This window comes from Serratia sarumanii (genome assembly GCF_029962605.1).
GTDB classification, from domain to species: Bacteria; Pseudomonadota; Gammaproteobacteria; order Enterobacterales; family Enterobacteriaceae; genus Serratia; species Serratia sarumanii.
In genome coordinates this window covers 4,812,430-4,826,836 of the sequence record NZ_CP124750.1, presented here as the reverse complement: position 1 = coordinate 4,826,836, position 14,407 = coordinate 4,812,430, and the positions used below count along the sequence as shown (strand labels likewise).

The window sequence follows — 14,407 nt, the reverse complement described above, 5'->3', positions numbered from 1 at the left end:
GGGGCGGACGCCAGACGCGCGCCCCCCATGCGGTGTTACTTGGTAGTATAGCCGCCGTTGATCAGGATAGTTTGGCCGGTAACCCACCAGCCGTCGCTGACCAGGTGGCGGATAAACGGCACCACGTCTTCGATATCGGTGAGGCCGGTTTTGCTGAACGGCGACAGCGCCGCCGCGCTTTGGTGATACGCCACCGCATCGGCGCCTTCGGCCGGATAGAAGAACGGGGTGTCCATCGGGCCGGGGCCGACCGCCGTCACGGAGATGCCGCGCTCACCGAACTCCTTGGCGGCGGCACGGGTGAAGTGCTCCACCGGCGCTTTGGTGCCGGCGTAAGCGGCATAGAACGGCGTGAAGGCGCCGAGCAGCGAGGTGACCAGCGTGCAGATTTTACCGTTGTCGTTGAGGTGTTTGCCCGCCTCTTTCAGGAAGAAGAACGCGGTTTTGGCGTTGACCGCGGTCATCTCGTCGTACTCGGCCTCGCTGATGTCGATCATCGGCTTTTTCAGCACTTTGCCGACGGTATTGATGGCGATATCCGGCTTGCCGACGGCGGCGACAGCATCGGCGAACAGCTTCTCGACCGCGCCCGCGGTGGTTAAATCGGCCTGCAGCGCGACGCCTTGCGCCCCGGCGGCCTGGATGGCGGCGACGGTCTTATCCGCTTCGGCTTTGGAGGCGGCGCTGTTGTAGTGGATCACTACCGCTTTGGCGCCTTGTTCAGCCAAATCGCGCGCGATCAGCCCGCCGAGATTTTTGGCGCCGCCGGCGATCAGGACGGTTTTTCCCTTGATTGAATGGTTTGCCATAACAGTTTCCTTGGATGAGCGTAACGGAAACCTGAGTCTAGCCAGCGTGGGGGGAAAGATCAGCGGCGTGGGGCGGGATAGACTATCCAGGAAAAACGACTAATTGCAGACGAACGGTTATCACTTATAACGCCCCGGCGGGGGCGTTTCGGCGCGTGGCGGTAAATTTTATCCACTGATCAGGCCAGTTTGCGTTTCATTAACCTACAATGATGAATATGGGCCTCACCATTTCCCCTCTGAGTGGAATCACGCCGTGCAAATCTCTCTGTGCGGTGCGGTAACGTCTCTGGAGGCGGTGGGTTATGGGCATGGCCCGTGCAGGCAAAAAAGGGGATGAGAGCGGTAAGCTCCAGCAGAGTATCGGGTAATGAGGTAGGGCGGTTGGACCCGGCGGATGGCCGCGGATAACAACGCCTTGAGGGGGTAATCATGATCAGTACCGTCGCGCTGTTTTGGGCCTTATGTGTGGTGTGTGTGGTTAACATGGTGCGGTATTACTCTTCTCTGCGCGCATTGCTGGTGGTATTGCGCGGCTGTGACCCGTTGCTGTACCAATACGTCGACGGCGGCGGTTTCTTCACCGCCCACGGGCAACCCAGCAAGCAGCTGAGGCTGGTGCGCTATATCTTTGCGCAACGCTATGTCGAGCACCACGATCCGGAGTTTATTCGCCGCTGCGAGCGGGTGCGCGGGCAGTTCATGCTGACCTCGGCCCTGTGCGGCCTGGTGGTCATCAGCCTGATAGCGCTGATGATCTGGTATTAATGCCTTCCTGTTTCCCTTGATGCAGGCAAAAAAAAGGCGGCCCTGCGGCCGCCTTCCTCATGATGCTTATCGCTTAGATCAGCTTCAACGCAACCCAATACAGCGCACCGGAAAGCAGAATCGAGATTGGCAGGGTCAGTACCCAGGCCAACAGGATGTTCTTCACGGTTTTGCTCTGCACGCCGCCGCCGTCCACGATCATCGTCCCGGCAACCGCCGAAGAGAGGACGTGGGTGGTGGAGACCGGCATGCCGGTATAACTCGCCACGCCGATAGACAGCGCCGCGGTCATCTGGGCCGATACGCCCTGGGCGTAGGTCATGCCTTTCTTGCCGATCTTCTCGCCGATGGTGGTGGCCACGCGTTTCCAGCCCACCATAGTACCGAGTGACAGTGCCAGCGCGACGGCGACGATGATCCACATCGGCGCGTACTCGACGGTCTGCAGCAGATCCTGACGCAGGTTCTTCAGGAAGCGCTGGTCGGCGGATGAGGTTTCCGGCAGCTTGGCGACTTTATCCGCCGTGTCGGTCACGCACATCAGCAGGCGGCGCAGGTGGCTGCGCTGCTCAACCGTCAGCTGATCGTAGCTTTGCAGGTTGGTCAGCATGCCCTGAGCCAGCTCGATCGCCGGCATGGCGCGCGAACTGTCGCAGTGGAACTCGGCCGGCTTGTTCGGCGCAGCTTCGTCATCCGGGCTTGGCACCAGCGGCGTCAACGACACCGCATGCGACAGCGCGTCGCCGTGCTGCTGGTAATATTGCTGCAGGTGGGTCACGGCGTCACGCGTACGGGTGATGTCATAACCGGTTGCATTCATATTGACCACGAAGCCGGCCGGCGCAACGCCGATCAGCACCAGCATGATCAGGCCGATGCCTTTCTGGCCGTCGTTGGCGCCGTGCGAGAAGCTGACGCCAATCGCCGACAGGATCAGCGCGATACGGGTCCAGAACGGCGGCTTGCGTTTGCCGTCGACCTTTTCACGTTCCGCAGGGGTCATGTGGATACGCTGGCGTTTCTTGGTGCCACTCCAATAGCGGCGCAAGGCGAACACCATCACTCCCGCCACCATCATGCCGACCAGCGGCGAGAACAGCAGAGAAAGGAAAATACCAATCATTTTCGGGACGTTAAGCGCATCCACCACCGAAGTGTGGGTCATCAGGGCGTTGGTTAAACCGACACCGATGATTGCGCCTATCAGCGTATGGGAACTGGAGGCCGGCAGACCGAAATACCAGGTGCCGAGGTTCCAGATGATTGCCGCCAACAGCATGGAGAAGACCATGGCTAATCCGTGTGCTGAACTGACGTTCAACAACAGATCGGTAGGCAGCAAGTGGACGATGGCGTAAGCAACACTCAAACCGCCGAGCATTACGCCAAGAAAGTTGAACAAACCTGCCATCACGACCGCAAGTTGCGAGCGCATGGCGCGGGTATAAATAACTGTAGCGACCGCATTGGCCGTATCATGAAAACCGTTGATGGCTTCATAAAACAACACGAACAACAATGCGAGAATTAACATCAGGCCGGTATGGAAATCCAGGCCAGCGAACAAATGCAGCATAAGCGTTACGCCAGTTTGTGGACATGAACGCCGCGCATTATCAGTGACAACCGGGGCCGGGGAAAAGGAAAATATGACGTTTTTTTGATTTGGACATGACGAAACGATGACGCGCCTATAACAAAAATATGGAATATCAATGCGTTATTCTCCTCTGACCTCTGTAATATTTTCTTACTATGGCGTTGGCGGCGCCGGGGCTTTACAATCTGCCGCCGTGAATTTGGCGGTGACCGGCGGCGAAACGGCGTAATATGGCGCCCTTTTGTCGCGATTGTGGTTTTGATAAGTGAGGCTCAGGTGGAACAGTTTGATGTCGTAGTGATTGGGGCGGGCGCCGCCGGCATGTTTTGCGCTGCGCAGGCGGGGCAACTCGGTTGCCGCGTGTTGCTGCTCGACAACGGCAAAAAACCGGGCCGCAAGATCCTGATGTCCGGCGGCGGGCGCTGCAACTTTACCAACATGTACGCCGAACCGGCGGCCTATCTGTCGAACAACCCGCACTTTTGCAAGTCGGCGCTGGCGCGCTACACCCAGTGGGACTTCATCGATCTGATCAACCGCTACGGCATCGCCTACCATGAAAAAACGCTGGGGCAGCTGTTCTGCGACGACTCGGCGCAGCAGGTGGTGGATCTGCTGGTCAAAGAGTGCGAGCTGGGCCAGGTGACGATGCGCCTGCGCAGCGAAGTGCTGGGCGTGGAGAAAACCGAACATGGTTACGCGCTGGCGCTGAATGGTGAAAAAGTGAGTGCTCGATCACTTGTGGTGGCCAGCGGCGGTTTGTCCATGCCGGGGCTGGGCGCTTCGCCGTTCGGTTACAAGCTGGCGGAGCAGTTCGGCCTCAGGGTGCTGCCGACGCGCGCCGGGCTGGTGCCTTTTACCCTGCATAAGCCGCTGCTGGAGCATGTGCAGACGCTGTCCGGCGTCTCGGTGCCGGCGGTGATCACCGCCGAGAACGGCGTCAGCTTCCGTGAAAGCATCCTGTTTACCCATCGCGGCCTGTCCGGCCCGGCGGTGCTGCAGCTGTCCAGCTACTGGCAGCCGGGTGAGTATGTGAGCGTTAACTTACTTCCTGAGCTGGATTTGGCGGCCTTCCTGGATGATCAACGCCGAGAGCACCCGAACCAAAGTCTGAAAAACACCCTGGCGCTGCACTTGCCGAAGCGGCTGGTGGAGTGCTTGCAAACCCTGGGACAACTGCCGGAGGCCACGCTGAAGCAGCTGAATACGCCGCAGCAGGCGGCGCTGGTGGAGCTGTTGCAGAACTGGCGCGTGCAGCCGAACGGCACCGAAGGCTACCGCACGGCGGAAGTGACGCTCGGCGGCGTCGACACCAACGAACTTTCCTCCAAGACGATGGAAGCCCACAAGGCGCCGGGGCTCTATTTTATCGGCGAAGTGGTGGACGTGACCGGGTGGTTGGGCGGCTACAACTTCCAGTGGGCGTGGAGCTCGGCCTGGGCCTGCGCCCAGGCGTTGGCGGCGCAGGAGCGTTAAAACCCGCTCAGCCTTGAAACGTACCGGGTCACATTGGCCCGGCCTTGAGCTGATTCATTAATTTCATTTTAGTGTCGCCGTCGAGAAAACTCGCCTCCAGCGCCTGTCGGTTGCTGCGGTTAAAATCTTCATCCTGCCAGCCGAAGGCGTCATGCAACAGCCGGTACTCCTTGTTCAGCGTGGTATCGGCGACGGTGCGCGCATCGGTATTCACGTTCAGCCGCACTCCCATCCTTTTCAGCCGGTCTATCGGGTGACTGTCGATGCTGTCGAACAGATTGCAGACGAGATTGCAACTGGGGCAGATCTCGAGCAGGACGCCGGTGGCTATCAGGCGCTCGATAAGCGCAGCATCCTCGATGCTCCTGACGCCGTGGCCGATGCGCGACACCTGCAGCCTATCCAGCGTTTCCCGTATGCTGTCGGCGCCCTTCGCCTCGCCGGCGTGGGCGATGACGTTACCGCCGGCTTCGCGCACCGCTCGAAAGGCCGCTACGTGATTGGCCAGCGGGTAACGCGCTTCGTCGGCGGCTAAATCCAGCGCGACCACGCCGCGGCCCAGATAGTTAACCACGAGCCCGGCGGTTTGCAGGCTGGCGGCCGCATCGAAATGCCGCAGCGTGCACAGGATCAGCCCGGCGGCGACGCCGTAAGTTTGCGCGGCGTCATACATCGCGGCGAGCACCGTCTCGACCACCGCTTCACCGCTTAATCCCATCCGGGTATGCAGCAGCGGGGCAAAGCGCACTTCCGCATAGATGACGTTATCCGCCGCCAGCTGCGCGAACAAGTCATCGACGGCCAGCGCTATCGCCTGGCGCGTCTGCAAGAGGTCTATTTGCGGCGCGATCTTGCTTAAAAAGTCCCCCAGATCGGCGCATCGCTTCGGCGCGATAAATTGCCGATTAAAGGCCGTTCTGGTTAATTGCGGGTCGATCTTTTTGACATAGTGGTAGCTCAAGCACGTATCTAAATGGACGTGCAATTCCACTTTTTTTAATTTGCTCGGATCGAAATTCATGACAGCCACCTATTTCATTCGCGGTGAGATAACAGTGAGAACAGTTTTTCTTTAAACAGGCCGGGTTTAATACGGGTAATCACGCGGGCATTGGCCGGTTCGCCGGTCAGGTGGGTGGAATCAATGACGTAATGGCCGTAAGACCGTTCACTTTTATATTCTACCCAGGAATACGCATCCAGACTGGTCTCGACGATGTCCGGGTAGAGCGCCACCGCCATGGTGGTCGGATCGGGCAAATCAAAGCCTTTACGCTCGGTGCGCCCGGCGTTGAACGCCATCAGCGTGCGGTTGCAGCGCACGGCAAAGCGCCCCAGTTCGCCGAGATGATGCAATCGTTCAATATCGTCCTCGCCAATAAACGCTTCCCCCATGCCGATCTCCCAACCGACGAGGGTGAGGGGCAGCCCGGCAGTGAGCACCAAATGCGCGGCTTCGGCGTCGGCGTAAAAATTAAATTCGGCCAGCGGAGTGATATTGCCGGGCGTCAGCCCGGAACCGCCCATGACATAAACCCTTTTCACTTGTTCGGCCAGCGCGGGCGCTTTCAGCACCGCCATCGCAAGATTGGTCAGCGGCCCGAGGGTGACGATTTCCAGCTCGCCATTGAGCCGTGCGGCACAGTCGATGATGGCGTCTACGGCATGCATGGGTGCGGCGGTCAGCTGTGGATCGGGCAAGGCCATGTCGCCCATGCCGTCTTCACCGTGAATGTGGTGCGAGTGATAACGCGTTCGGAACAGCGGTTTCGCCATGCCTGCATAAACCGGTGGCGTATAGGTTCCCGCTTTTTCCACGCAGATAAGTGCATTTTTGACGCATTGTTCAAGCGGGCAGTTGCCTGCGACCGTGGTGATCGCTTCCACCCTCACGTCAGGCTCGCGCAATGCCATCAGCAGGGCGACGGCATCGTCGGAGGCGGTATCGGTATCTATCAAAATATGTCGCATGGCACTCTCCTTGGGTGGGGTCTGCGGAGAAAATACCCAGACGGCCCGAGGCAAAAAAGGTCAGATGTCCTGTTTCGTTCTGAAGCGCGCCGGCTATTCTGGGCGCAGCCGAAAAGATAGGATGCAAGACGTTAACGGATAAGCCCTGGGAGTGAATCGCCGTGAAAACTGTCGGTGACAGCAAGCTAAAAGAAGCGTTTATCGAAGCTCACGATCTGCGAACGGCGCTTTCGCCCCCGCTGCTGGCCGTCTTGCGTCTGGTCAGGGTCGAGGCCGGTGAATACCTGGTGACGCAAAGCGATCGGTTGACCCACCTGTTTTTTCTCGTGCAGGGAAAATTGCAGGTTGAGAATTACGATGTGAACGGCATGCACATCGTCTTTTCCTTCGAAACGGATTTCTCGGTGATAGGCGATCTGGAGCTGTTCTCCCGGGCGCAGCGGGCGGTGTTCAGCACCGTTCAGGCGGTCACGGACGCGCTGATCTTCACGCTGCCTATCGACGTCATCAAAGAGCGGGCCATGCACGATCCTGTTTTCCTCGCCTTTATGTGCCGGCAGTTGAGCGACAAGCTGCTTAACGCTTCATTGCTGCATGCGAGCGGCGGCTTAACGGCAGAATATAAGCTGCGCAAATTTTTGTTATTTAAAATAAAGCAGGAAGGTGTGCAGATTCAGCTCGAAAACAGGGAGTTGTTGGCGGGCAGATTAGGGATCTCCGTCAGGCAGCTGAGCCGCGCGCTGGCGCAGCTCGCGGCGGACGGTATTATTCAGTTTAAAAACAAATCGCTGCGGGTGGTGGATAGCCAACGGCTGGCCGACATCAACGGGAGCGCCAGGATCTAGCCGATCGCCGGCCCCTTAAGCTCTATGCGATTGCCGTCCGGATCGCTGAAGTAAACCGATGGCCCGTCGCCTTCCGCGCCGTAGCGCGATTCAGCGGGCTCGACGGCGATCCCCTGCGATCGCAGATAGGCCAGCAGTTCGTCTTCGTTGAAAGGATCGATGCGCAGGCAGAGGTGATCGACATTTTGCCGGTGAGGATCGGGCGCGTCGCCGCCTTTTTTTCCAAGCTGGCCGTTCACGTCGACCAGATCAATCATGGCCGTTCCGGCGCGCAGGTGCACCAGCCCCAAATCGGGCCGCCGTTTGGCGATGTCGCAACCCAGCGTCTGGGTATAGAACCGCAGGCTTTTTTCCGCATCGCGCACGCGCAGAACCACATGATCGATAGTCTTCAGGCTGAAAGGGGGCATGATTTTCTCCCAGAATCGCTGCGTTACTCATCAGCATAATCGGCAACGCCCGATTTATCCTGTTTTCGCCCCCTATTGCTGCCAGAGCCGCCGCTTATCGCAGAGTCGCCACGATCTCTTCCAACGCCGCGCGCTGCGCCTCGCCGAGCGCGCTTTCCGTCGCCGCATTCTCCGCCAGCAGGGTTTGCAGGCCGATCAGCCAGTCATAGATATAAAACGCGGTGTTTTTGGTCGGCGTCGGCGCCAGCCGGGTTAACCGCTGCTGGCTGCTCCAGTCCACCGCCGGCTGCGGCGGCGGGGTAAAGATCGGCTGGCCGGGGTTGACGCGGCTCTCGGGGCGCGTTGCCGCATCGCGCCGCTGGAAGCCGAGCCAGGCGACGAAGTCGCCCAGTATCGCCAGCGCCTGGCTGATTTGCCGATCTTCACTCTGTTCCGGCAGGCCCCCGGCGCACAGCGCGCGTTCCAGCTCATCATCGAGCCGCAGGCGGCAGGCGGCGCCGATCAGCGCATCGACCAGCAGTTCCAGGTGCGGCTTTTCGACGCCGAGCAGCTCCAGCAACCGGCGGCTGTCCGGCAGGCTGCGCAGATGGTTGATCCAATCCGCGAATACCCGCGCGGCAAAGGGCGACGCGGAGGGCTCGCCGGGTGCCGGGGTTTCCGGTGCGCCGAACAGATCGATGTCGAGCCCGAACGGCGCTGGCGTCGTCGTCGGGGCCGGCGCGGCGTGCTGCTGTTGCTGATAAAGCTGGCGCAACGTATCGCGCTGCGGCAACAGCCGTTCCAGCAGTTCGCCGTGGCGGCCGGCCTGCGCCTGCAGCGCGCGCAGCAGCTGTTGGCCGCGTTGCTGCGCCGCGTGCGGAGCGGCGGCGGTGAGCCAGTTGCCGAGCAGGCTTTCCGTCAGCTCACGCTGCAACTCTTCGCGCTGTTCGAGCAGGCGCGCTTGCTTCTGGGCCGGGCGCGCCTGGGTGGCCAGGTAACTTACCATGCGGCGGCAATCCTGTTCATCCAGCGCCAGCAGCGTGGCCCAGCTGTCGCCGGGCTCGCCGACCTGGCGCTGTACGGCGTCGTCGGGGCGCGCTTTGCCTTCCCCGCGTTGATCGAACGGCGTGATCGCCCAGATCAGGCCGGGTTTGCGGCGCTGGCGCAGCGCCGGGGTTTCTCCCTGAGTCTGATTGACCCAGTTGGCGAGCGCCTGGCCGACGCGGGCGGCGTCCTGCGGCGTGGCGGCGGCATCGGCCACCAGCAGCAGGTTGGCGTGCAGGCCGTCTGCGCAGCGGGTCAGCAAATGGGCGCGTTTCGCCTGTTGCAGCCGCTGCGTCGGTTCCGCCTGCGGGCAGGCGCGGCTGCCGGGCAGGTCGATCAGCGCCACGTCGGCGGGCAGGCCCGCCTGCGCCGTCTGCGGCAGAACGGTGGTGACTTCGGCGGTCAGCCAGGTCAGATCGCTCAACGCGATCTTCCGTTCACCGCCGTGTTCGGCCATCACGACGATCGCGGCGTTTTCCGCTGCGGCGCTCGCGGTCAGCAGCGGTAAGGCGCGGTGCGGAGCATGAACCTGTCGGCTGCCGCCGAGGGCATGCAGCGTGTGCGCCAGCTGGCGATAATGCGCCGTCAGCGTCGTTTCCTCTCCCCACAGCGGCGCAAACAGGCGCGCGCGATCGTCGATGCTCAGCTGCGGCGCCAGCGCCACGGCCTGCGGCCAGAAATGCCTGTCCAGCGTCTGTTGCCCCTTGTCGCCGTGGCGGCGTTGGCTATCCCACAGCGCCAGCACATCGCTGTCGCTGAGGCCGTCGAGGGCGACGGCTTGGCGGTGACGCGTCAACGCTTGCAGATGGCCGGCGATCGCGCGGGCGTCCCAGTCCAGCCGGAAGCCGCCCATCGCGGCGGCATCGAGCGTGATGGCCAGCCACTGCGCTTCATCGAGCAGCGCGAGGGCGAGAGGATACTCGGTGGACGGCGTCGGCGCGGTGGCGCAGTAACGCACCGCCAGCGCGGCGTCGCCGTGCAGCCTTTCTGCGCCGGGGGCCAGCGCCGCCAGCAGGTGGGCCTTGGCGGCGGCGTTGTGGCCGTACAGGCCGATAGCGACCTGCGCAGGTTGTGCCTTCGCCAATTGCAGTGCGCGGTTATGGCAACGGCGCAGGCGCAGCGTCAGGCGATCGGCTTCCCGTTCCAAACGGGTGGACTGCCGGCGCGCGGTGTCCACCCAGGCGATCGCCTGCAGAATGCCGGCGCTGAGTGCGTGGTTCGGGGCCGATTGGGCGGTAGTGATAGCTTTCATCGTGGGTAAATGCTCCCGCTGTCTATCCAGTAGTGGGTCGCGCCGGAGGCGCTGGCAGCCAGGGTATTGAGTTTCAGTTGCAGATGGTGCGCCGGGACGGGGCTGCCGTCGGCCAGCAACGCCTGCGCGATCCTGACGCTTTCCGCGCCCTGTTCGGCGCTGGCGGTAATGGCCAGCCGCAGGGTGATCACCGCGTCGCCGGCCAGTTTGCGCGCCAGCTGGGCGTCATTGATGGTCAGCGTATAGAGCGGCGAGGCCGGCCAGCGTTCGTTGTCCAGTTGGCGGAAGCCCAGGCGCAGCGGGCCGCGCAGCTGGAAGCTGCCGGCGGGGTCGAGCGCGAAGTCGGCGCGATCCAGATCGATGTCGCGGTAATAGACGTTATCGTCCGCCAGCATGTTGTTGCCGTCCAGCATGCCCAGGTGGCGAATGGTGGAGTAAGGCTGGAAATCGCCGACGTTGAAGTAAAAACTCTCCAGCCGCAGGTCGATCGCCAACAGGCACAACATGGCGCCCACCGCGGCGGTGGATTTCGGGTTGTCGATGCGGCCGCGTTTGTTGAACGGGTACCAGCTGCGGGTGTGGTAGCCCTCGAGCGGCAGAATGCGGCTGGCGGGCAGCGGCTGCAGGTGGCGCAGCAGCGCCTGCACGCCAGGGAAACGCGCCGGGCGGCCGGTCAACAGCAGCACGTCGCAGGTATACAGCGCCACCACCTCGGCCAGCAGGCGCAGGCAGCGGCCGATGCCGATGCGATCGGACAAGAAGGCGGCGTGCAGATCGGCCAGGCGGATCACCAGCGGGGTGTGCAGAATCTCGAAGGCGTCGCTGTCGGCTTCGCGCTGCACCTCGCCGTTGATAAACGCCAGCACCTGCGGCGTCGGCGGCTGCGGCAGCAGATCGCCCAGGCTGGCGGCGATTTCCGCCCGGCTGTCCAGCGGGTCGTATTCTTCATAGGCGCCGAGCAGCGCGCGCCCGGCGGGCATGAAAATCTGCAGCGCGGCCTGCTGGCGCAGGGTGGAAAGCCCGTCCATACGCCCTTCGTTGCCGAACAGCCTGTCCATCAACGCCGGGGCGGCGCTTACGCCGGCGGCTTCGAACGCCTGCTGCACGGCGGGCAGGATAAACTGCTGGATGGCGTCCAGCAGGATATCGTCGCCGGCGACCTTAAAGCCCTCGCGGAACAGCAGGCGCGGGTTGATTTTGATGTTGTTGCCCACGCCGTCGTCGAGCGAATAGTGCGTGATCGCCAGATCGGTGGTGCCGCCGCCGATGTCGATGGAGGCGATGCGCAGCGTTTTGCCCGCCTGCTCATCCGGCGCCAGCGGCCGGTCGGGCCGGGCCATGGCGGCGAAAAAGGCGTCGGTGCGGCCGGCGAAGTTCACCTGGGTTTCATTGTACAGATAGACCATCTGGCCGCAGGTGGCCTCGTCCCACTCCATCTGCACCTGCGGCGCCGGGAAGCGGGCGTGCGCGCCGTCGAACGGCGCATCCTGCGGGTGCCAGTCGAGGGCCTTCCACACCAGCCCGATCGCCTCCTGCATGCGGCGGCGGAAGATCTCGCGCTCCGGTTTCGGCATCGCCGAAGGCAGCGTCAGAATGATGGCGCGCAAACGGCGCGGCGCGGCGGCGTTCGGCATGCGGCTGCGCTGGGCGATGCTGTTGATCTGCATCAGCGCCTGCGCCAGCAGCTCGCTCAGCATCAGCGTCATCACCGCGCTGCGGCTGTAATGGGCGGCGAACACCGGCAGCCGTTGCGCCGTCGGCAGGGCGAACAGCGGCACGCCTTTGTCGTTGATCAGGGTGGTCAACGGCGCGGCGGCGGCCATCGGCTCGTGCTGCTCGTTGAAGCGCCAGCCGGGCGCATAGCGCTCCTCGTCCCACAGGTAGCGGCGCGGGCTGGAAATGCCGGTAGTGCCTTCATGGCCCGTTCGCCGCTGCGCCAGTTGCGCGGCTTCGCGGCCGACGCGGGTGATGGACGGCCACTGGAAGGCGTCGTCGCGCCCGCTCTGGAAAGACAGATGCGGCTTGCCGAAGCCGGCCCGAGAAAACTCCACCCGGCTCTCGAACAGTTCGTTGTAGACGCGGTGCGGTTCGGACAGCGAACGCAGCTGCAGCTCGTAGGTTTGCTTCAGGCCGTTGCTCTCCTCCGGATGATCCTCGACCAGCACGCCGCAGGTGTGGGAGTTGCCGACGTCCAGCACCAGATCGACGTCGATCGCCGGTTGCTGCAGCGTCGCCGCCACCATCTTTATCTGCGGCACCGCCAGCTGATGGCCAAGCATGTGCAACAGATTGAGGTAGTGCGCCTGATACTCGAAGGTTTTCAGCCCGGCGTTGATCTCCACTTCGGCGCGCTGCTCCCGCTCGGCGGCGCGCTGGCTGAACGCCTCGCGCAGCCAGCCGTCCACCCAGGTCAGATCGAGGAACTCGCCCAGCTCGTGGTTGCGGTGCGCCAGCGCGAAACGGAGATCGGTGCCGAGATCGCTTTCGCCCGGCGCCAGCGCCTCCTGGCCGGGCGCCGCAGCGCGGGTGTCGAAGGCCAGCACCACGCGCAGCAGGTTGCCGTCCTGATCCGGTTCATCCAACTGCACCACCTGCAGGCGCGCCCAGTTGTCCGGGCCCGACAAGAACAGGCCCGCCGGGGTGTGGCGCAAGCAGGGCAGCGGCAACCAGAGCTTATCCAGCAGGTGCAGCGACTGCTGCAGCGGATAGCTGAACTCCGGCCGCACCACTTCGGCGGCCTGGTCGCCCACGGCCGGCAGCTGGTATTTGCCGCTCTCGGCCTCCCATTGCAGGCGCAGCAGCGGGCCGCTGGCGGTCTTGCGCACGAATTTGCCGGGAAACTCGGCGTCCAGCAGCGGCGTCAGGGCAAAGTCCAGAAACTGAATGCCGCTGTCCTGAATCAGCGTAATGCCGTGTTTGTAGTCCGTAAGGGGTGCCAGCATCATTTACTCTCGCGCTTGAACGTCATGGGATAGGTGGTGTCCGCATCGTAGCGGCCGGTGCACTCCGCCGCGCCGGTTTCGCCCTGGCGGCAGACGATCTCCGGGATCTGGTAGCGGCTGCCGTCGCTGCAGCGCGCCTTGGTGCGGCTGTTGATCACCAGATTGCCGGACTGCATCAGCCCGGCTTCGACCGCCACCCGGCAGCTGACGCCGTCGCCGTAGGCGATAACGGCGCTGCCTTTGCCGCCGTTCAGACGATATTGCAGGCTGGGGCGCTTGCCGGTAATCGGGTCTTTCAGCGCCACGGTGGCGCGCCATTTGCCATTAAGGAAACGGGTGGAGCCGGCCTTCACCGCCTCGGGCGGCAGCACCAGCGCATTTTTGTCCAGCGGCGGCGGGATGACCGGCGCCGGGGGCGGCGGCATCAGCGTCGCGTGCGCCAGCGGTAAGCGCAGCTTGGGCAACGGCGCGGCGGTTTTTTCCGGCGGCGCCGGATGCTGGACCTTCGCCGGCATCGCCGGTTGCGGCGGCGGCGAGCGGTGCAGCCAGGCGGCCAGCGCCGCACTGCCCAGCAACAGTACGGGCAACAGCCAGAGAGCGTAGCGCCGGCGCGGGCGAACGACGGCAGAGGATTCGATAGGCGCTGCCGGGGCGGGCGCCGGTTCAGGCTCGGCGGCCGGGGCCGGTTTTACCGGTTCGACAACGGCCGTCTTGCGCGGTGCGGCGGCGATCGGCGCCGGTTTTTCCACTTCCGATTCGGGCGGGCGCAGGCAGGCCAGCGGATCGTCCGGGCTCTGCGCCTGCGGCTTGATAAAGCCCCAGAAGGTCAGCACCGGCCGATCGTCCACCAGGTAAACGTGGTTGGGGTCGGGCATGTGCATCGCTTTGGCCAGCAGCGCGCCGAACAGGCGATGGCTGGGGTGATCGGTCGCCTGGGCCTGTTCCGTCAGGCTGCGGAAGATCGTCAGGCAGTGTTCCAGGTGGCGCACCGCCTGCGCGCGCTGGGCGTCGCTCGCCGCCAGCCAGGAGGTGACCTTGCCGGGGAAGGGCGCATACCAGTCGATGCGGGTGCCGCTTTCGTTCGGCTGGGGGATCGCCAGACAGTCGGCGGCCTGCTGCTGCCGGCGAAGACGCAGGGTTTCCCGCAGCTGCTGCGCGCAGGCGTAGATCGGTTGCCCGTTTTCGCCTAAAGCCAGCACATCATCCAAACTGCCACTGCGTAAGAAGGGTTTCACCACGGCACCGCACCTTGTCCTATTCTGCAAAAACGCATAAAAGTCCATGATACCCCGCCGGCAGAGCCGCCAAACG

General features: G+C 63.1%; 11 protein-coding genes. 3 read left to right on the top strand and 8 right to left on the bottom strand.

Annotated features, from left to right (window positions below; genetic code table 11):
* Nucleotides 1–35: 35 nt before the first annotated feature.
* Nucleotides 36–809, bottom strand: coding sequence for an SDR family oxidoreductase (locus SSARUM_RS22830; protein WP_043148361.1), 774 nt, complete (start codon nucleotides 807–809; stop codon nucleotides 36–38).
* A 432-nt stretch (nucleotides 810–1,241) separates the two neighbouring features.
* Between SSARUM_RS22830 and uspB the strand changes: the two genes are divergently transcribed.
* Nucleotides 1,242–1,577, top strand: a complete 336-nt coding sequence (gene uspB, locus SSARUM_RS22825; protein ID WP_016930435.1) for a universal stress protein UspB — start codon at nucleotides 1,242–1,244, stop codon at nucleotides 1,575–1,577.
* Between the two features lie 73 nt (nucleotides 1,578–1,650).
* On the opposite strand, the gene pitA is transcribed toward uspB, so the two are convergent.
* Complete coding sequence (gene pitA, locus SSARUM_RS22820) at nucleotides 1,651–3,153, bottom strand: inorganic phosphate transporter PitA (protein WP_033636373.1); 1,503 nt, start codon at nucleotides 3,151–3,153, stop codon at nucleotides 1,651–1,653.
* 300 nt (nucleotides 3,154–3,453) lie between these two features.
* Between pitA and SSARUM_RS22815 the strand changes: the two genes are divergently transcribed.
* Entirely contained in the window at nucleotides 3,454–4,653 is a 1,200-nt protein-coding gene (locus SSARUM_RS22815) for a BaiN/RdsA family NAD(P)/FAD-dependent oxidoreductase (protein ID WP_060431122.1), read from the top strand.
* 28 nt (nucleotides 4,654–4,681) lie between these two features.
* On the opposite strand, the gene add is transcribed toward SSARUM_RS22815, so the two are convergent.
* Both add and SSARUM_RS22805 read right to left on the bottom strand, forming a co-directional pair.
* A complete protein-coding gene (gene add, locus SSARUM_RS22810; protein WP_230118452.1) occupies nucleotides 4,682–5,614 on the bottom strand; it encodes an adenosine deaminase in 933 nt (310 codons plus the stop codon).
* Nucleotides 5,615–5,688: 74 nt separating this feature from the next.
* Complete coding sequence (locus tag SSARUM_RS22805; protein WP_060431126.1) at nucleotides 5,689–6,624, bottom strand: nucleoside hydrolase; 936 nt, start codon at nucleotides 6,622–6,624, stop codon at nucleotides 5,689–5,691.
* Between the two features lie 161 nt (nucleotides 6,625–6,785).
* Between SSARUM_RS22805 and SSARUM_RS22800 the strand changes: the two genes are divergently transcribed.
* A complete protein-coding gene (locus tag SSARUM_RS22800; RefSeq protein WP_060431129.1) occupies nucleotides 6,786–7,469 on the top strand; it encodes a Crp/Fnr family transcriptional regulator in 684 nt (227 codons plus the stop codon).
* Here SSARUM_RS22800 and SSARUM_RS22795 read toward each other — a convergent pair.
* The 4 genes from SSARUM_RS22795 to SSARUM_RS22780 all read right to left on the bottom strand — a co-directional run bounded on the left by SSARUM_RS22795 (nucleotide 7,466) and on the right by SSARUM_RS22780 (nucleotide 14,334).
* The gene (locus tag SSARUM_RS22795) at nucleotides 7,466–7,879 is read right to left on the bottom strand and encodes a VOC family protein (RefSeq protein ID WP_060431131.1); all 414 of its coding nucleotides are present in this window, start codon (nucleotides 7,877–7,879) and stop codon (nucleotides 7,466–7,468) included. The genes SSARUM_RS22800 and SSARUM_RS22795 overlap by 4 nt on opposite strands.
* Nucleotides 7,880–7,973: 94 nt before the next feature.
* Nucleotides 7,974–10,154: a virulence factor SrfC family protein gene (locus tag SSARUM_RS22790; RefSeq protein WP_060431133.1), complete on the bottom strand. Its 2,181-nt coding sequence runs from the start codon at nucleotides 10,152–10,154 to the stop codon at nucleotides 7,974–7,976.
* Nucleotides 10,151–13,096: a virulence factor SrfB gene (locus tag SSARUM_RS22785; RefSeq protein ID WP_060431183.1), complete on the bottom strand. Its 2,946-nt coding sequence runs from the start codon at nucleotides 13,094–13,096 to the stop codon at nucleotides 10,151–10,153. Before SSARUM_RS22785 ends, SSARUM_RS22790 begins: the two co-directional genes overlap by 4 nt.
* Nucleotides 13,096–14,334, bottom strand: coding sequence for an SrfA family protein (locus SSARUM_RS22780; protein ID WP_060431135.1), 1,239 nt, complete (start codon nucleotides 14,332–14,334; stop codon nucleotides 13,096–13,098). The genes SSARUM_RS22785 and SSARUM_RS22780 overlap by 1 nt, the downstream gene beginning before the upstream one ends.
* Nucleotides 14,335–14,407: the final 73 nt, after the last annotated feature.